Below are 16,805 nucleotides of genomic sequence, written 5' to 3'. Positions count from 1 at the left end.
GAGTGCCTGGAGACGTCCTAGGAGGTAAAACCCTTCTCGAACAGGTCCGCCACACTGGTGACGGTCGCCGCGCGGCGGATCCAGGTGTCCAGTTGGTCGGGGTCGCCGCAGGCGGTGATGCGCCGGCGGACGGAGTCGCTCGCGTCGAGTCCCCGCGCCTCCAGGACGGCGAGGATGCTCTCGGCCTTGCCTTCGGCTTTGCCCTTGGCTTCCCCTTCGGCCAGGAACTTGTTGGCGAATTCGCTCTTGAACGTGTAGGTCCTGCTGGTCATGACCGCCTTTCCGGATGCGGCGTGAAGCGCGTGTGGCCTACTGGAACAGGTCCTCGGCGGCGGTGACGGTCGCCGCGCGGCGGATCCAGGTGTCCAGTTGGTCGGGGTCGCCGCAGGCGGTGATGCGCCGGCGGACGGCGTCGCTCGCGTCGAGTCCCCGCGCCTCCAGGACGGCGAGGATGCTCTCGGCCTTGCCTTCGGCTTTGCCTTCGGCTTTGCCTTCGGCTTTGCCCTTGGCTTCCCCTTCGGCCAGGAACTTGTTGGCGAATTCGCTCTTGAACGTGTAGGTCCTGCTGGTCACCAGTGCCTCCCAGGTGCGGCTCGCGTCGGCGGACAACGCGTTGTCTACGAACTCATAGTAGAGAGTGAACACGGTCGTGTCTTTGAGCGCGCGTAGCGCGTACGCGCAGGCCAGTAGGGCTTTTTCGTTCTCGTTTCCGTGTGCGGCGGCTGACAGGACGGCCAGTTCGGGGACGGCCACCGCCGTCTCCTGATCCACGACGACCGGGGTCTGGTCGGGCCGTAGCACCAGCGGGGCGAGGGTCAGCCCCGGGTGACCCAGGCTGAAGGGCTGCGCCGCCCACGAGGCCGTTTGCGGGTCTGTGGGGCACAGCACCAGGAGCACCGCCGGGCAGCGGAGCCGGGCGCGGACGGTGGTCAGGTACACCGGCCAGGAGAAGCGCTTGTTCGCGTCCTTCTTCAACTGCACCTCGACCACGACCGCGAGGACCGGTGTCTCGTTGCGCTTGAGGGAGACCACGGCGTCGGCGCGGTACTCCTTGGGCTGGAGGTCGGTGCAGTTCTCCGACGCCAGTTCGGCGGCGTCGTGTTCGGGGATGGAGACGCCGAGCGCGTCCTGCAGCAGCCGCACCGCGAGGTCGGGGCGGTTGCGCACGAACTCGATCGGCGCCTCGTGCTCGTTTGTTGGCATGGCGGGACGCTATCGGCACTGGTCAGGGCTTCGGAGGTGATTCCGGGAAAGTCGGCAGGCGCTTGACCCGCGGCCGATGGCCATTGGTGTCCGAATACCGCGGGCCGTCGTTTCGGAACTTTCGGTGTTCGTTTCCTTGCCCTCGGTGAGCTGGGGCGATGGCGGAGCGCGCCGTGCAGGCGGCGGCGGGGTGCGCCTCCACACCCGCGCCGAGGAAACGGAAGAGCCGAGCCGATATCTCGGCCGAAAAACGCGTGAAAATGTCTTTCTGGGAAAGGAAAAGTCTTCCTGGAAAAAGAAAGCAGCCCGGCTCCGTCAACGAGACGGAGCCGGGCCGCTGGGTGGCCGGAGCGCGGTCAGTCCTCCTGGGCGCCGCTCCTGCGCAGGCGGATGGTCACCCCGAACTCCGCCGACCGCACGGTGTGGGCCTCGCCCTCCGGTGCGCCCTCGGTGAAGGTCCGGGCCAGGACCTCGCCGGCGATGGCCTCCGCGTGCTCGGTGAGGGCCTGGGCGGTCAGCGGGTCCTCCGCCGACCACCACAGGTCGATGCGGTCGGAGATCTCCAGACCGCTGGACTTGCGGGCGTCCTGGACCAGGCGGATCAGCTCGCGGGCCAGGCCGGCGCGCTGGAGTTCAGGGGTGATCTCCAGGTCCAGGGCCACGGTCTCACCGGCCTCCGCGGCCACCGTCCAGCCCTCGCGCGGCTGCTCGGTGACCAGCAGCTCCTCCGCGCTGACCTCGACCTGCTCGCCCTCCACCTCGACGTGCGCCCAGCCGGTCGCGCGGACCTGCTCCACAAGCGCCCGCGCCGGCGCCGCGCCGATCGCCCGCGCCACCAGCGGGGTGCGCTTGGCGAACCGCTTGCCCAGGGCCCGGAAGTTCGGCTTGACCGTGTAGTCGACCAGGTCGCCGCCGACCGCCGACAGCGGGTCGAGTTGCTGCACGTTCAGCTCCTCGGCGATCTGCGCCCGCAGCTGCTCGGGCAGCCGGTCGAATCCGGCGGCTCCCACCAGCACGCGCGACAGCGGCTGGCGGGTGCGCACGCCCGAGTCCACGCGGGCGGCGCGGCCAAGGTCGACCAGGCGGCGGGTCAGCGCCATCTGCTCCGACAGCTCGGTGTCGATCAGGTCCTCGCGCACCTGCGGCCAGGAGGCCAGGTGCACCGACTCCGGCGCCTCGGGGCGGCGCAGCGCCGCCCACACGTGGTCGGTGATGAACGGCACCAGCGGCGCCATCACCAGGGTGAGCGACTCCAGCGCCTCGAACAGGGTCGCGAACGCCGACGCGCCCTCGGCCGTGCGCGCGCCCGACCAGAACCGCCGCCGGGAGCGCCGCACGTACCAGTTGGACAGGTCGTCCACGAACGCGGTGAGCAGACGGCCCGCACCGGCGGTGTCGAACCGGTCCAGCGCCTCGCCCACGCCCTTGACCACCCGGTTCAGCTCCGACAGCAGCCAGCGGTCCAGCAGCGGCCGGTCCTCGGGCGCGGGCGCGTCCGCGAGCATGGAGTGGTCCCAGGTTCCGTTCGTCCCGGCGTAGAGGGTGAAGAAGGAGACCGTGTTGTAGTAGGTCAGCAGGACCTTGCGGACGATCTCCTCCAGCGCCTCGTGGCCCACCCGGCGCGGCGTCCACGGCGACCCGCTGGCCGCCATGAACCAGCGCAGCGCGTCGGCGCCGTGGCGCTCCATGACCTCCATGGGCTCCAGGATGTTGCCCAGGTGCTTGCTCATCTTGCGGCCGTCCTCGGCGAGGATGTGGCCCAGGCAGACCACGTTCTCGTAGGAGGAGTGGCCGAACACGAGCGTGCTCACGGCCATCATCGAGTAGAACCAGCCGCGGGTCTGGTCGATCGCCTCGCAGATGTACTGGCCGGGGAAGTTGGCCTCGAACGCCTCCTTGTTGCGGTGCGGCGCGCCCCACTGGGCGAACGGCATGGCGCCGGAGTCGAACCAGACGTCGATGACCTCGGGCACGCGGCGCGCCTCGGCGCCGCACTGGGGGCAGGGGAAGGCGACGTCGTCAACGTAGGGGCGGTGCGGGTCCAGCGCGCTGAGGTCGCGCCCGGCCAGCCCGCCCAGCTCGGCCAGCGACCCCACCACGGTGTGGTGCTCCTCGGCGCAGGTCCACACCGGCAGCGGGGTGCCCCAGTAGCGGCTGCGCGACAGCGCCCAGTCGATGTTGTTGCGCAGCCACTCGCCGTAGCGGCCCTCCTTGACGTTGCCCGGGAACCAGTTGGTGCGGGCGTTCTGCGCCAGGAGTTCGTCCTTGATCGCGGTGGTCCTGATGTACCAGGACGGCACCGCGTAGTAGAGCAGCGGCGTGTGGCAGCGCCAGCAGTGCGGGTAGCTGTGCTCGTAGGGCTGGTTGCGCATGAGCAGCCCGCGGCTGTCGAGGTCGGCCACCAGCGCGGCGTCGGCGGTCTTGAAGAACCGGCCGCCCACCAGGTCGAGGTCGGCCTCGAACGTGCCGTCGCCGCGCACCGGGTTGACCAGCGGCAGGCCATAGGCGCGGCAGACGGCCATGTCGTCGGCGCCGAACGCCGGGGCCTGGTGCACCAGGCCGGTGCCGTCCTCGACGGTGACGTAGTCGGCCAGCACGACGAAGTGCGCGGGGGCGTCGAACGCCACCAGCTCGAAGGGCCGCTGGTAGGTCCAGCGCTCCATCTCGCCGCCCTCGAACCGCTCGCCGGTGGGCTCCCAGCCCTCGCCCAGCGCCTTGCCCAGCAGCGGCTCGGCGACCAGCACGCGCTCGGTGCCGTCGGTGGCCACCACGTAGGTGACGTCGGGGTGCACCGCCACCGCCGTGTTGGACACCAGGGTCCAGGGCGTGGTGGTCCACACCAGCAGCGAGGTGGGCCGCTCGGGGTCGGCCAGCGGCCCGGAGGTCACCGGGAACCGCACGTAGACCGAGGGGTCGACCACGGTCTCATAGCCCTGCGCCAGCTCGTGGTCGGACAGCGTGGTGCCGCAGCGCGGGCAGTAGGGGCTGATGCGGAAGTCGCGCACCAGCAGGCCCTTGTCCCAGATGGTCTTGAGCGCCCACCACACCGACTCCACGTACTCGGGGTCCATGGTGCGGTACGCCTCGTCCATGTTCACCCAGTAGCCCATGCGCTGGGTCATGGCGGTGAAGGCGTCGACGTTGCGCAGCACGGCCTCGCGGCAGCGGGCGTTGAACTCGGCGACGCCGAACTCCTCGATGTCCTTCTTGCCGCTGAGGCCCAGCTCCTTCTCGACGGCGACCTCGACGGGCAGGCCGTGGCAGTCCCAGCCGGCCTTGCGGTCGACGTGGTAGCCGCGCATGGTCTTGAAGCGGGGGAAGAGGTCCTTGAACACGCGGGCCTCGACGTGGTGCACGCCGGGCTGGCCGTTGGCGGTGGGCGGGCCCTCGTAGAACACCCAGTTGGGCTTGGCGCGGGACTGCTCCAGGGAGCGCTCGAAGACCTTCTGCTCGCTCCAGCGGCGCAGCACCTGGTGCTCGGTGGCCGGCAGGTCGATCTGCGCGGGCAGCACGGGCAGTGCGCGGGAGGCGGTGGGATCGTCGGCCATGCGGCGTCGCCTTTCCAACAGGGCGTGTGGTGTCCTGATGGAGGGACGAGGCCGGGCGCCCCGCGGTACCACCCTCCTTGGGCGTGGCGGCGAACGCGCCGCACGCGCCCCACTTCGTTGCTGCAGCGGCCGGGTCTACTGGGCGGGCGCGGGTGCGCCGCTGCCGTTCTTCCGGCGGCTCCGGGGTGATCTTCGCGGCGGGCATGCCCCCGGGCTCGCACCGTCCCCGGGTCGCTTGGGGCTGGGGCCGCCGTTACTCGTCCCATCAGCGCCGTGCTGTGCCTTGAGGATAGCCCACCCGGCGGCGTGCCCTCCCGCCGTTTTCCGCGCCTGGCCGGGGCGCGGGCATACTGGCCTGCCGTAGGGCGCGCGCCGGCCCCGGGGGGCGGTGGTGCGCCGGGGCGCAGCGAGGGAGGACACGCCGTGGGGAGCGCGACGGGCGGCGCGGGCGGGCCGGACGGCCTGGCGGGCGCCGTGCTGGTGACCCTGGCCGACCGCGAGGACGCCGAGGAGTTGGCCGAGCAGCTGCTGGACCAGGGGTACGCGCCGTGCACGGTGCACCGCGACATGCTGGCCGGCGAGGACGACGCCGAGGACGTCGACTGGGTGATCGAGGTGCGCACCGGCCCGCACGGCGGCCCGGCCGCGCTGGACGAGCCGCACCTGCACCTGCTGGCCGAGGACTACGGCGGGTTCGCGGCGGCCCACCGGCCCTGACCGCTGTGCGCCGCGCCGCCGGCAAATGGGCGCCGATGGCCGGACACGGCCCGATTGGGTAGCGGTGCGGGGTGTGTTCCGGGCTGCGCCGTGGTTGGTTGATTCGCCGCCGGCGGGCGTTTAAGCTACCCGGAATCGCGTGCGGCGGACACGGGGAGTAGCGGTGTCCTCGCACGTCAGGACGGGGGTTGACGGCCGCCGTGCCCGTGCGGCCGAGGGGGGAGTACCGCATGGTGTCCACGACCACTGGCAAGGTCCACCAGCAGGCGCGCACGGCGGCGCCCGACGCCGCGGGCGGGACCGCGGCCCGGACGAAGGCCGCACCGAGCGCGGACGGGGCCGCCGGCGCCGCCGGCCTTCCGGTGCGCCAAGGCGAGGACCCCTGGAGCGAGGCCGAGTTGGCTGAGGTCCGCGAGGGGCTGGAGGCCCAGGTGGAGCGGCTGCGCCGCGACATCGCCGAGGCCCAGACCGAACTGGCCGAGCGGCTGTCGGACTCCGTGGAGGGCGCCGGCGACGACCCCACCGACACCGGGGCCAAGGCCTACCAGCGCGAGCACGACCTGGCGCTGGCCTACAATACTCGTGACCTGCTCGCGCAGAGCGAGCGGGCGATCCAGCGGATGGACGCGGGGACCTACGGGGTCTGCGAACGCTGCGGCAGTGCCATCGGCAAGGCCCGGCTCCAGGCGTTCCCCCGCGCCACATTGTGTGTGCAGTGCAAACAGCGCGAGGAGCGTCGCTGAGTCACGTAGAGCCCTCCGGGCAGCCGAAGCAGACCGTTCACGAGACCGCCGCGCCCCGGCCGCGGCGGTACCTCCCCCTTCTTTTGATCGTGGCGGCGGCCGCTCTGGGGGCCGATTTCGCGACCAAGGAGATCGCGCTGGCCGGCTTCGCGCCGGGCGAGTCCATGCCGGTGGTCGACGGCCTCCTGTGGTTCACGCTGATCACCAACTCCGGGGCCGCGTTCTCCATCGGCTCGGGCGTGCCGTGGGTGTTCTTCCTGATCGCCTCGGGCGTGGTGGTCTACATCCTCTTCATGGCCCGCCGGCTGGGCAGCCTGGGGTGGACCGTCGCGCTGGGGCTGATCCTGGGCGGGGCGAGCGGCAACCTGGTCGACCGCGTCACGCGCCCGCCGGCGCCCTTCCACGGCGAGGTCGTGGACTGGATCGCGGTGCCGAACTTCCCGGTGTTCAACCTCGCCGACTCCTGCATCTGCGTGGGCGGCGCCCTGGCGGTGCTGCTGGCGTTCCGCGGGATCAACATCGACGGCACCCGCGAGTCCGACCAGGCGCGCGGCACCGAGGCGGCCGGGACCGCCGAGAAGGCCGCGAAGTCGGAGGACGCCGAGGCGGCGGAGCCGGCCGCCCAGGACCGCCCGGCGGAGGCGGGCGGCGCCCCCGCCGCCGGTGCCGACGACGGTCCCGGCGAGGCCGGGCCCGCCCCCCGGGGCGAGGACGGAGGACAGCGCCCGTGACCGGTTCCACCGCGGCCGGCGACCACCGCGCCATGCCGGTCCCCGACGGCCTCGAAGGCGACCGCCTCGACTCCGCCATCGCCCGGATGTTCGGCCTGTCGCGCACCCGCGCCGCCGAACTCATCGCCGAGGGCAACGTGCTGGTCGACGGCGGGGTGGGCGCGAAGTCCGACCGGCTGGAGGCGGGCTCGTGGCTGGACGTCACCCTGCCCCCGCCGCCGGGCGTGCCCACCGCGCGCCCCGAGCCCGTGCCGGGCATGGCCGTGGTCCACGAGGACGCCGACATCGTCGTGGTCGACAAGCCCGTGGGCGTGGTGGCCCACCCCACGGTGGGCTGGACCGGCCCCACCGTGATCCAGGGACTGCTGGCCTCGGGGGTCGCGCTGAGCACCAGCGGCGCCGCCGAGCGGCAGGGGGTGGTGCACCGGCTCGACGCCAACACCACCGGGCTGATGGTGCTGGCCAAGAGCGAGACCGCCTACAGCGTCCTCAAGCGCGCCTTCAAGGAGCGCACGGTCGACAAGGTGTACCACGCGCTCGTGCAGGGCCACCCCGACCCGCTGCGCGGCACCGTGGACGCGCCGATCGACCGGCACCCCGCGGGCGACGGCAGGTTCGCGGTGGTGGCGGGCGGGCGGCCGTCGGTCACCCACTACGACACCGTGGAGGCGTTCCGGTCGGCCAGCCTGCTGGAGATCAAGCTGGAGACCGGCCGCACCCACCAGATCCGCGTGCACATGTCCGCGCTGCGCCACCCCTGCGTGGGCGACCACCTCTACGGCGCCGACCCCACGCTCGCCGAGCGGCTGGGGGTGCGCCGCCAGTGGCTGCACGCGGTCCGGCTGGGGTTCGAGCACCCCACCGAGGGCCGCTACGTGGAGTTCGAGAGCACCTATCCCGACGACCTGGCCGGCGCGCTGGAGCGGTTGCGCGCCGAGTGACGCCGCCGCGCCCCCGCGCGGCGGGCGCCGGCGGCTAGGCCCCGCCGAGGAGACCGGACAGGGACGCCTCGGGACTGATGATGTCGGGGTCGGTGCGGACGTCGATGAGGGTGGGGCCTTCGGCGGCCACCGCCTCGGCCAGGGCGTCGGCGAGTTCGCCGGGGGTGGTGGCGGTGCGCCCGGCGGCGCCCAGGCCCCGCGCGTAGGAGGCGAGGTCCAGCGGCCCGCCGATGTCGACGGCCGCCGTGCGGCCGAGTTCGCGGGCCTGGTGCATGGCGATGGTGCCGTACAGGCCGTTCTGGAACACCACCACGGTCACGGCCAGGCCCAGCCGCGCCGCGGTCTCCAGTTCCTGGCCGGTCATCAGCACGCCGCCGTCGCCGGCCACCGCGACCACCGTGCGGTGCGGCGCCGCGAGCTTGGCGGCCACCGCCGCGGGCACGGCGTAGCCCATGGCGCCGCTGGTGGGCGCCAGTTGGGTGCGCGGGTGGCGGTACCACCAGCCCCGGTGCAGGAACGCCGCGAAGTTGCCCGCGTCGTTGGTGACCACGGTGTCCTCGGGCAGGGCCGCGCGCATGGCCTCGACGACCGCCCAGGGGTGCAGGCCCGCCCCGGCGTGCGCGGCGGCCTCGGGCGGCGGGGTGGAGGCGCGCACCCAGGCGTCGTGGGCGGCGGTGTAGTCGCGGTCGGGCGGCACGGCGGGGACCTCGACCAGTGCCGCGAGCGCCCGGCGGGCGTCGGCCACCGCGCCCAGCCACACCCCGGTGGCCGCGCCGATCTGGTGGGGGTCGATGTCGATCTGGGCGACGGTGGCGGCCGCGCCCGGCCCGGCCGCCGGCAGCCGGTAGGACTGGCTGGTGATCTCGCTCAGGCGCGAGCCGACCACGAGGACGGCGTCGGCCGACTCCAGGGCGGCCAGCACCGGCGCGGGGCAGCCCAAACCCAGGTGGCCCAGGTAGAGCGGGTGGTGGTTGGGGAACACGTCCTGGCGCCGCCAGGAGGTGTAGACGCCGGTGTTGAAGCGTTCGGCGACCGCCACGAGTTCGTCGCGCGCCGACCGGGCCCCGCCGCCGGCGACGATGACCGGCCGCTCGGCGCCGACCAGCCACGCGGCCAGGCGGTCGCGCTCGTCCTCGCCCAGTGGGGGCGCGGGCGGGGCGGCCCCGGGCAGGGCGGCGGGGGGCGGCACGCGCCGGCCGAACAGGTCGCCCGGCACCACCACCGCCACCGGACCGGGCCGGCCGGTGGTGGCGGTGCGCAGCGCCTGCGCGGTGGTCTCGGCCAGGCGGTCGGCGCGCGTGACGGTGGTGGTCCACTTGGTGATGGGGGTGTAGAAGGCGGCGAGGTCGACCTCCTGGAACGCCTCGCGGCCGAGGTGGTCGGTGGTGACCTGGCCGAGGAACACCACCATGGGGGTGGAGTCCTGGCGCGCGGTGTGCACGCCCACGGCGAGGTTGCCCGCGCCGGGGCCGCGCGTGGCGGCGGCCACCGCCGGCACCCCGGTGAGCTTGGCCTCGGCCTCGGCCATGAACGCCGCCCCGCCCTCGTGCCGGGTGGAGACGAGCTGGATGTCGGCGTGGCGCTCCAGGGCGTCGGCGAGCTCCAGGAAGCTTTCGCCGGGCACGGTGTAGCAGCGGCGGACACCGGCGGCGGCGAGCACCGCCACCGCCTCCTCGGCGGCGGTGCGCCACTCCGGGTCCTCCGACGGCCGCGGCGCGGCGGCGGGGGAGGTCCGCGGGAGAGCGTGCGGTCCGGTGTGGGTCATGGGGCTGCCTTCCGTCCTTGGCCGGCGGGGGTCACCCTGAGCTTCTGCCCGCCCGCGGCGGATTCGTCACCTCACCCGGCTTTCGCCGCGCTTACAGGCCGAGCAGCCGCAGGCCCGCGGCCACGCCCGCCGCCGCCACCAGCACGACCAGGAACGGCGCGCGCAGCAGCAGGGCGATCGCCGCGGCGCCCATGCCGCCCAGCCGCGCGGGGTCCAGGGCCAGCTCCCGGCCGCCGTCGGTGGCCGTCTGGACGGCGATGAGCGCCGCCAGCAGGGCCACGGGGACCGCCATGGCGAAGCGCCGCACCGCCGGGTGGTCCAGCAGCCGCCGCGGCGCCGAGAGCCCGGCGAGCTTGAGCAGGTAGCACCCCGCGCAGGTGCCGATGATGACCAGCCACAGGGTCACGGCCGGACCTCCTGTTCGGACGGGCCGCCGTCGTCGGCGGCGGGGGAGGCGGCGGCCCGGCCGCCGGGGATGACCAGCGCCGCCGCCGAGGCCAGCAGGATCGGCACGCCGGGCGGCAGGAACGGCACCGCGGCCAGCGCGATCACGGCGGCCAGCAGCGCCACGCCCACCTCGCGGCGGCCCTCGCGCAGGCGCGGGGCGAGCAGGGCGAGGAAGACCGCCGCGCCCATCGCGTCCAGGCCGAAGGCGTCGGTGTCGCCGATGCGCTCGGTGGCCAGCCCTCCGATGAGGGTGGTGAGGTTCCAGGTGAGGTAGATCGCGGCGAACACGGTCACGAAGGACGCCCGTGCGTCGGCGGGGGTGCGCTGGGCGATGGCGCCGGCGAAGGTCTCGTCGATCACGCCGTGGGCGGCGACGAGGCGGCGCGGGCCGCGCCAGGGGAGCATGTCGGCCAGGCGCAGGCCGTAGAGGGTGTTGCGGGCGCCCAGCAGCAGCGCGCCCGCCGCGCCGGCCGTCAGGCTGCCGCCGCCGGCGATCACGCCCACCAGCGCGAACTGCGAGGCGCCGGTGAAGGCGAGCAGGCTGAGGACGCACGCCTGGGCGACCGACAGGCCCGCGGTGACGGCCGCCGCGCCGAAGGCCAGCCCGGACAGCCCCACCGCGATGCCCATCCCCAGTCCGTCGCGGACCGGTGGTGACAGGAGAGTGGTCGAGGTGTTCACGTCCGGCGACGCTAACGGCGTCGTCGCCGCCGCGTCTTGAACGTTCTTGCGCGAAGCGGGGGGATCCGGCGGGGCGGGGCGCGAAGGGGCGGTGTCGGCAGCAGGCGGGGCGCCGGTCAGTCCCGGCGCGGGCGCTCCAGCATCCCGCGCTGGAAGGCGCCGGGCGGCACCCCGGTGCTGCGCTTGAAGTGCCGGGTCAGGTGCGACTGGTCGGCGAACCCCAGCACGGCGGCGACCTCGCCGGGCGGCGTGCCCTGGGCCAGCAGGCGGCGGGCGCGCTGGACGCGGACGTTGTTGACGTAGGCGTGCGGCGGCAGCCCGTGGGCCTTGCGGAAGGCCCTCAGCAGGGCGAACGGCGAGGTCCCCACGGCGGCGGCCAGCTCCTCCAGGCTCGGGGGATCGGCCAGGCGGGCGCGCAGCAGTTCGCCGGCCTCGGCGACGGCGCGCATGGGCCCGGCCGGGCCGGGCGCGGCCGAGCGGGCGCGGGTGTGGCGGGCCAGCAGGCGGTGCAGCGCCTGGCGGGTGAGCGTGGAGGCGCTGAGCCGGTCGCCCCGCTCGGTGGCGCGGTGCGCGGCGCGCACCAGGGCGGCCGAGGCCGGGTCGTCGATCACGTCGTCGCCGAAGCGCGGCACCTGCGCCATGCCCAGGTCGTGCGCGGCCGCGGCGACCACGTCGATCTCGGGGTAGAGCACGCGGTAGCGCCAGCCCTCGGGCACCCCGGCGTGGCCGGTGTGGACCTCGTGCGGCTCCACGACGGCCAGGGTGCCGGCGGGCGCGGTGCGCAGCGCGCCCCGGTAGCTGAAGACCTCGACCCCCGACTCGATGAGGGCGAAGGTGTAGGTGTCGTGCGTGTGCCGGTTGAAGGTGTGCCGCACGTAGCGGGCCTTGAGGAGTTCCACCCCCGGCAGGCCGGGATGACGCCAGAACCGCGCGCGTTCTCCGGACTCGTCGGTCATTCCGCCAGCTTAGGCGGTTGGTCCGCTTTCACGGTGGTTGCCGGGATGCGTCCGGTATCACGCACGTTCGCCCGGAGGTTCGCCGTTCGTGGGCGCGGCGCGTCTGGAGGGAGGCGCCCGCCCGCGGCGCGCGGGGGAGGGCTTGGGCCCGGCGGCCACCGTCGCCGGGACGCACGCGCCCGCTCGCCGCGGGTGCGGGGAGGTTCCCGAGAGCACGCGGGGCGCCCCGCCCGGTGCCCGATGTGGAATCTATGGTGTAAAGGTGGCTGTTCCGGCTTTCGCGTGTCCCCGTCATGGGGGCTCCCGCGCCCGGGCCGGTGCGGTCCGGTGGGATGCGGGACCTGGGCGCGCCGCTGCTCTAGACTGCGCGGGTGCTGAGTATCGACCTCGCGGTGAGCGCCCAGGACCGGGCGGCCGTCTTCGCCATCCGGGGCGCCGTCTTCATCGCCGAGCAGCAGGTGCCGATCGAGGAGGAGTGGGACGCCCACGACCTCGACGCCGACCACCTCCTGGCCCGGATCGACGGAGTCCCGGCCGGGACGGCGCGGCTGGTCGCGGCGGGGCGGCGCGGGGTGCTCGGCCGACTCGCGGTGCTGCCGGGCGCGCGCGGCACGGGCGCCGGCGCGGCGCTGGTGCGCGCCGTGGAGGAGCAGGCCCGCAAGCGCGGTGTCACCGAGATCGAGTTGCACGCCCAGACCCACGCCCTCGGCTTCTACGAGCGCCTGGGCTATGCCGCCCACGGCGAGGAGTTCCTCGACGCCGGGATCTGGCACCTGCACATGAGCAAGGACCTGTAGCGGCCCCCGGGACGGCGCCCGGGCGCGGCGCGGCGGCTTCCCGCGCGCCGCTCGCGCGCGTTTGTGATGGTTGTCGCGCCGTCTGGGGCGGGGGCGCGGTCGATCTTGAAAGCTACCAGCCGGTAATATCTGCTCCGGCGGTGCCGCGCGGCCTGCACCCGCGCGCCCGCCGCTCCCCGTTCTCCCGACGCGCAGCACAGCGAAGGACGCCATGACGGTCGACGCCCATCCGGACACCGAGATCCCCGACCCCCGCGACTTCGGCCTCGCCGTGGTCGCCGAGGAGGACCTCTCCGACGAGGCGCTCGCCCTGGTCCAGGAGGTCCGCGCGCTGGTCGACACGGTCGCCCACACCCGCGCCGGCGCGGACGACCTGGCCGCGGCCCGCGCGGCCGTGGCCGAGGCGCGCGCCCGCCTCGACGGCCCGCGCCACGACGTCGGCACCATGGTCCGCCACTCCTTCCCCGACGGCCGCGTGGAGTGGGGCACCCTCACCAACGCCGTCGCCGGGCCGACCAACCCGCTGGCCATGCCGCTGCGGCTGGAGCGCGCCGAGGACGGCGACCTGCGCGGCACCACCGTGCTCAACGGCGTCTACCAGGGCCCGCCCGGGCTGGTGCACGGCGGCTGGCTGGCCGCCGTGCTCGACCAGGCCCTCGGCTCGGCCGCGAACGCCGCCGGAATGCCGGGCCTGACCGCCAACCTCGACGTCAACTACCGCCGCCCGACCCCGCTGAACACCCCGGTGGAGGTCAGCGCCCGCGTCACCGGCACCGAGCGGCGCAAGGTCTTCGTCGCGGCCGAGATCCGCCACAACGGCGAGGTCACCGCCGAGGGCACCGCCATCATGGTCCGCATCGGCCTGCCGGGCGACAGCGGCTCCTGATCCCCCGGCCCCCGCCGGCCCGGGCCGCCCCCGCGCCGGGGCGCGGGCCGGGCCGACGCAGGGGCGGTGTCCGATTCGATCAAGACGGGCCGGGCGGCCTCCACCCCAGACTGGCCCCATGAGCACCACGATCGACATCGCGGCGGCCACCGCCTTCATGACCGCGCACGCCCGCGTGCTGGACCGCCGCCGCTTCGCCCTGCACCAGGGCCGCACGGACGCGGAAGGCGTCCTCGCCGCTCTGGAGGGCTACCGCAACGCCGACGGCGGCTACGGCTGGGCCCTGGAGCCCGACCTGCGGTGCGAGCGCAGCCAGCCGGTGGCCGCCCTGCACGCCTTCGAGGTCTTCGAGGAGTGCGCGGTGCCCACCGCGCGGGCGCGCGAGCTGTGCGACTGGCTGGAGGCGGCCACGCTGCCCGACGGCGGTCTGCCGTTCGCCCTGCCCTTCGACGGCCCCGACGCTGCCGGGTCCGCGCCGTTCTGGGTGGAGGCCGACCCGTCGGCGTCCTCGCTGCACATGACCGCCGAACTCGCCGGCGCCGCCCACCGGGTCGCCCGCCACGACCCCGGCGTGCGCGACCACCCCTGGCTCGCCCGCGCCACGGAGTTCTGCCGCCGCCGCATCGCCGCGCTGGAGGGCGCGCCGCCCGCCATCGAGTTCCGGTTCGTGCTCGACCTGCTGGACACCGTGCACGACACCCACCCCTGGGCGCCCGCCGAACTGGCGAGGCTGGCCGCGTTCCTGCCGCGCGGCGGCGACGGCGCCATGGCGGTGGAGGGCGGCGCGCCCGGCGAGGCCATGCGCCCCCTGGACGTCGCGCCGCGCCCCGGACGCCCGCTGCGCTCCTTCGTCGACCCCCGGGCCCTGGCCGCCGACCTCGACCGCCTCGCGGCGGGCCAGTGCGAGGACGGCGGCTGGACGGTCGACTGGGCGCCGCGCTCGCCGGCGGGCGCGCTGGAGTGGCGCGGCCACGCCACCGTGCGGGCGGTCGCGCTGCTGACGGCCCACGGCCGACTGCCCGGCCCCGGGGCGGGCGGCACGCACTGAAGCGGGCCGTGTGCGCCGCGTAATGGCGGGGCATAACGCGATGGGACCTCCGTTCCGCCGGCCGGCGCCCCGCCGCGGCGCGCCGGGCGCCGCCGGGTCCCCACCGCACAGACCCGATGACCGACACAGGAGGCACCGTGTCCGACGCGACCGTGCCCGGGCCGGGTGCCGCGGCCCCCGGCCCCTTCCCGCCCGCGCACCCCCGGCCCTGGGGCCAGGAGCAGAGCCCGGTCAACGTGCGCACCGACCGGCTGGTGCCGACCGCGCCGCTGGACCTGCGGTTCGACTACGCGGCCGAGGACGTGGAGTTCCGCTACACGCGCTACGCCGCCGACCAGCCGCCCGGCCTGGAGTACCGCGCGGTCGAGGAGAACGTGCCCGGCACCGTCGTCGGCGAGGGCAGCCGGCTGCGCTGCCAGGGCCGCGAGTACGTCCTCACCGAGATCCACTGGCACACCCCGTCGGAGCACCTGGTCGACGGCCGCTCCTACTGGCTGGAGCAGCACCTCAAGCACCACCCCGTCGACGACCGCGGCGCGGCGCTGGTGGTGGCGGTGTTCTGGGCGGCCGGTCCGGCCAACCCCGACCTCGACCGGGTGTTCGGGGCGCTGCCGCGCGGGCGCGACGCCACCGCCGTCACCCGGGTGGGCGCGGTGCGGCTCGACCGCCTGGTGCCCGAGGCCACCGAGTCCTACGGCTACATCGGCTCGCTCACCACCGGCGCCTACACCGAGGGCGTGCGGTGGGTGCTGCTCAGCACGCCCATGACCGCCTCCGCCGACACCCTCGCCGCGTTCGAGGGGCTGTTTCCCGCCGGCAACGCCCGCCGGGTGCAGCGGCTGCACGGCCGCCGGGTCACCCTCTCCCCGCACTGACCCCGGCATGCGGCGGCCGCCCGGGAGCACCCCAAGGCGCCCCGGGCGGCCGCTCGCCGTGGCCGGTCAGTGGCGGCGCAGCATACGGCGCAGCCGCGACTCGATCTGGCGGATGCCGCGGGACATCTCCGGCGGCAGGCCGCCGCCCGGACGGCCCCCGACCCGGCGGGCCGGACGCGGCCCCGCGCCGTAGGTCGGCCGCCGACGACGGGACATACCGCCGAACCCGCGGGTCGGCGCCACTCCGCCCGTCCGGTGGGGCCGCGGGGAGCGCGCGGTGGGCGCGCCGCCCCGGCCGTTGAGGAACTGGCGGGCCTTGCGTTCGATCCAGGTTCTACGGGTCCCCATGAGATTGCCTCCTCGGGGGGATGGCTCCTTGCTTCGTGCGCGTTCTTCGGCTGTCAGGCTCAGGGTCGGCAATCGCCGGGTCCCTGCTGACTGCGGTACTACCCCGGGCGGGCCGCGATATTGCGCCGCGGGTGCCGGGCCGCCCGCGGCGCGGCACCGCCCGTGCCCGCCGCGTCCGCCCGCGATCAGGCGCATGCGCAGGTCACAGCGGGCGGGCTGCGCCGCGCAGCCCCGCCCGCCCGGCGGCCCGCGGCCCGGAAAATCGATGGACCGCGCCGCGCCGAACCGGGCACACTGCGCCCCATGATCGACACCGGACTGAGCGGATGTGCCGTGCTCGTGACCGGAGCCGCCGGCGGGATCGGGGCCGCCATCGCGCGGGCCTTCGCCGACCAGGGCGCCCGGGTGGCCGTGCACTACCTCGACACCCCGCAGCCCCCGCCCGACGGTGTGGCCTGGGAGCACACCGCCCCCGGCGCCGAGGCCGCCGAGCGGCTGGCCGCCGAACTCCCCGGCGCGGTCGCCGTGGGCGTCGACCTCGCCGCCCCCGACGCCGCCCCGCGGCTCCTGGACGCGGTCGAACGCCGCCTGGGCCGGGTGGAGGTGCTGGTCAACAACGCCGCCCACTGCGAGAACCCCGACTCCTTCGACGCGCTCACCGCCGAGGGCCTCGCCCGCGCCTACCGGGTCAACGCCGCCGCGCCCGCCCTGCTCATCGCCGAACTCGCCCGCCGCACCCCGACCGGAGCGGCGTCCTGCGCCGTCAACATCTCCACCGACGCCGCCCGCGCGTTCCCCGGCCAGATCGGCTACGGCACCTCCAAGGCCGCGGTCGAGGCGCTGACCCGCGCCGCCGCGCTGGACCTGGGCGGGGCGGGCGTGCGCGTCAACGCCGTGGCGCCGGGCCCCGTGCAGACCGGCTGGATGGACGACGCCCTCGTCGCCGAGGTGAGCCGGGCCATCCCCCTGGGGCGGGTGGGCACGCCCGAGGACATCGCCGACGCCGTGGTGTTCTTGGCCTCGCGCCAGGCCCGCTGGATCACCGGGCAGGTGGTGCAGGTGGCGGGCGGCCACGCCCTGTGAGGCGGCCGGGTGCGTGGCCGCCGGGGGGACCGGCGC

Annotated in this window: 17 protein-coding genes; 9 read left to right on the top strand and 8 right to left on the bottom strand. The window is 75.0% G+C overall.

What is annotated here, in order from left to right:
• Nucleotides 1-17: 17 nt before the first annotated feature.
• From HNR12_RS05440 to ileS, 3 genes are all read right to left on the bottom strand, one after another.
• Nucleotides 18-272 carry a hypothetical protein gene (locus HNR12_RS05440; RefSeq protein ID WP_179766465.1) on the bottom strand — a complete coding sequence of 85 codons (255 nt, stop codon included), beginning with the start codon at nt 270-272 and terminating at the stop codon, nt 18-20.
• 37 nt (nt 273-309) lie between these two features.
• The gene (locus tag HNR12_RS05435) at nt 310-1,203 is read right to left on the bottom strand and encodes a hypothetical protein (protein ID WP_179766464.1); all 894 of its coding nucleotides are present in this window, start codon (nt 1,201-1,203) and stop codon (nt 310-312) included.
• Nucleotides 1,204-1,559: 356 nt separating this feature from the next.
• Nucleotides 1,560-4,751, bottom strand: coding sequence for an isoleucine--tRNA ligase (ileS, locus tag HNR12_RS05430; RefSeq protein WP_179766463.1), 3,192 nt, complete (start codon nt 4,749-4,751; stop codon nt 1,560-1,562).
• Between the two features lie 423 nt (nt 4,752-5,174).
• Between ileS and HNR12_RS05425 the strand changes: the two genes are divergently transcribed.
• From HNR12_RS05425 to HNR12_RS05410, 4 genes are all read left to right on the top strand, one after another.
• Complete coding sequence (locus tag HNR12_RS05425; protein WP_308118603.1) at nt 5,175-5,468, top strand: hypothetical protein; 294 nt, start codon at nt 5,175-5,177, stop codon at nt 5,466-5,468.
• Between the two features lie 362 nt (nt 5,469-5,830).
• Nucleotides 5,831-6,211, top strand: coding sequence for a TraR/DksA family transcriptional regulator (locus tag HNR12_RS05420; RefSeq protein WP_308118604.1), 381 nt, complete (start codon nt 5,831-5,833; stop codon nt 6,209-6,211).
• Nucleotides 6,212-6,300: 89 nt separating this feature from the next.
• Nucleotides 6,301-6,942, top strand: a complete 642-nt coding sequence (gene lspA / locus HNR12_RS05415) for a signal peptidase II (RefSeq protein ID WP_308118602.1) — start codon at nt 6,301-6,303, stop codon at nt 6,940-6,942.
• A 32-nt stretch (nt 6,943-6,974) separates the two neighbouring features.
• Nucleotides 6,975-7,883: an RluA family pseudouridine synthase gene (locus tag HNR12_RS05410; RefSeq protein ID WP_179770423.1), complete on the top strand. Its 909-nt coding sequence runs from the start codon at nt 6,975-6,977 to the stop codon at nt 7,881-7,883.
• 34 nt (nt 7,884-7,917) lie between these two features.
• Here the strand turns inward: HNR12_RS05410 and HNR12_RS05405 are convergent, their stop codons facing one another.
• From HNR12_RS05405 to HNR12_RS05390, 4 genes are all read right to left on the bottom strand, one after another.
• A complete protein-coding gene (locus tag HNR12_RS05405; RefSeq protein WP_179766461.1) occupies nt 7,918-9,648 on the bottom strand; it encodes a thiamine pyrophosphate-dependent enzyme in 1,731 nt (576 codons plus the stop codon).
• A gap of 91 nt (nt 9,649-9,739) precedes the next feature.
• Nucleotides 9,740-10,054: an AzlD domain-containing protein gene (locus tag HNR12_RS05400; protein WP_179766460.1), complete on the bottom strand. Its 315-nt coding sequence runs from the start codon at nt 10,052-10,054 to the stop codon at nt 9,740-9,742.
• The gene (locus HNR12_RS05395; protein WP_179770422.1) at nt 10,051-10,725 is read right to left on the bottom strand and encodes an AzlC family ABC transporter permease; all 675 of its coding nucleotides are present in this window, start codon (nt 10,723-10,725) and stop codon (nt 10,051-10,053) included. Before HNR12_RS05395 ends, HNR12_RS05400 begins: the two co-directional genes overlap by 4 nt.
• A 167-nt stretch (nt 10,726-10,892) precedes the next feature.
• The gene (locus tag HNR12_RS05390) at nt 10,893-11,732 is read right to left on the bottom strand and encodes an AraC family transcriptional regulator (protein WP_179766459.1); all 840 of its coding nucleotides are present in this window, start codon (nt 11,730-11,732) and stop codon (nt 10,893-10,895) included.
• Between the two features lie 371 nt (nt 11,733-12,103).
• Between HNR12_RS05390 and HNR12_RS05385 the strand changes: the two genes are divergently transcribed.
• The 4 genes from HNR12_RS05385 to HNR12_RS05370 all read left to right on the top strand — a co-directional run bounded on the left by HNR12_RS05385 (nt 12,104) and on the right by HNR12_RS05370 (nt 15,338).
• Complete coding sequence (locus HNR12_RS05385; protein WP_179766458.1) at nt 12,104-12,529, top strand: GNAT family N-acetyltransferase; 426 nt, start codon at nt 12,104-12,106, stop codon at nt 12,527-12,529.
• A 211-nt stretch (nt 12,530-12,740) separates the two neighbouring features.
• The gene (locus HNR12_RS05380; protein ID WP_179766457.1) at nt 12,741-13,415 is read left to right on the top strand and encodes a PaaI family thioesterase; all 675 of its coding nucleotides are present in this window, start codon (nt 12,741-12,743) and stop codon (nt 13,413-13,415) included.
• A 118-nt stretch (nt 13,416-13,533) separates the two neighbouring features.
• A complete protein-coding gene (locus HNR12_RS05375; protein ID WP_179766456.1) occupies nt 13,534-14,463 on the top strand; it encodes a hypothetical protein in 930 nt (309 codons plus the stop codon).
• A 137-nt stretch (nt 14,464-14,600) separates the two neighbouring features.
• A complete protein-coding gene (locus tag HNR12_RS05370; RefSeq protein WP_179766455.1) occupies nt 14,601-15,338 on the top strand; it encodes a carbonic anhydrase family protein in 738 nt (245 codons plus the stop codon).
• Nucleotides 15,339-15,404: 66 nt separating this feature from the next.
• Here the strand turns inward: HNR12_RS05370 and HNR12_RS05365 are convergent, their stop codons facing one another.
• Nucleotides 15,405-15,686 (bottom strand): hypothetical protein, encoded by a 282-nt coding sequence (locus HNR12_RS05365; RefSeq protein ID WP_179766454.1) that lies wholly within the window; start codon nt 15,684-15,686, stop codon nt 15,405-15,407.
• Between the two features lie 303 nt (nt 15,687-15,989).
• On the opposite strand from HNR12_RS05365, the gene HNR12_RS05360 reads away from it, so the two are divergent.
• Nucleotides 15,990-16,769: an SDR family NAD(P)-dependent oxidoreductase gene (locus tag HNR12_RS05360; protein WP_179766453.1), complete on the top strand. Its 780-nt coding sequence runs from the start codon at nt 15,990-15,992 to the stop codon at nt 16,767-16,769.
• The last annotated feature ends 36 nt before the right edge of the window (nt 16,770-16,805 follow it).

This window comes from Streptomonospora nanhaiensis, assembly GCF_013410565.1.
GTDB classification, from domain to species: Bacteria; Actinomycetota; Actinomycetes; order Streptosporangiales; family Streptosporangiaceae; genus Streptomonospora; species Streptomonospora nanhaiensis.
This window is presented reverse-complemented; position numbering and strand designations above follow the sequence as displayed.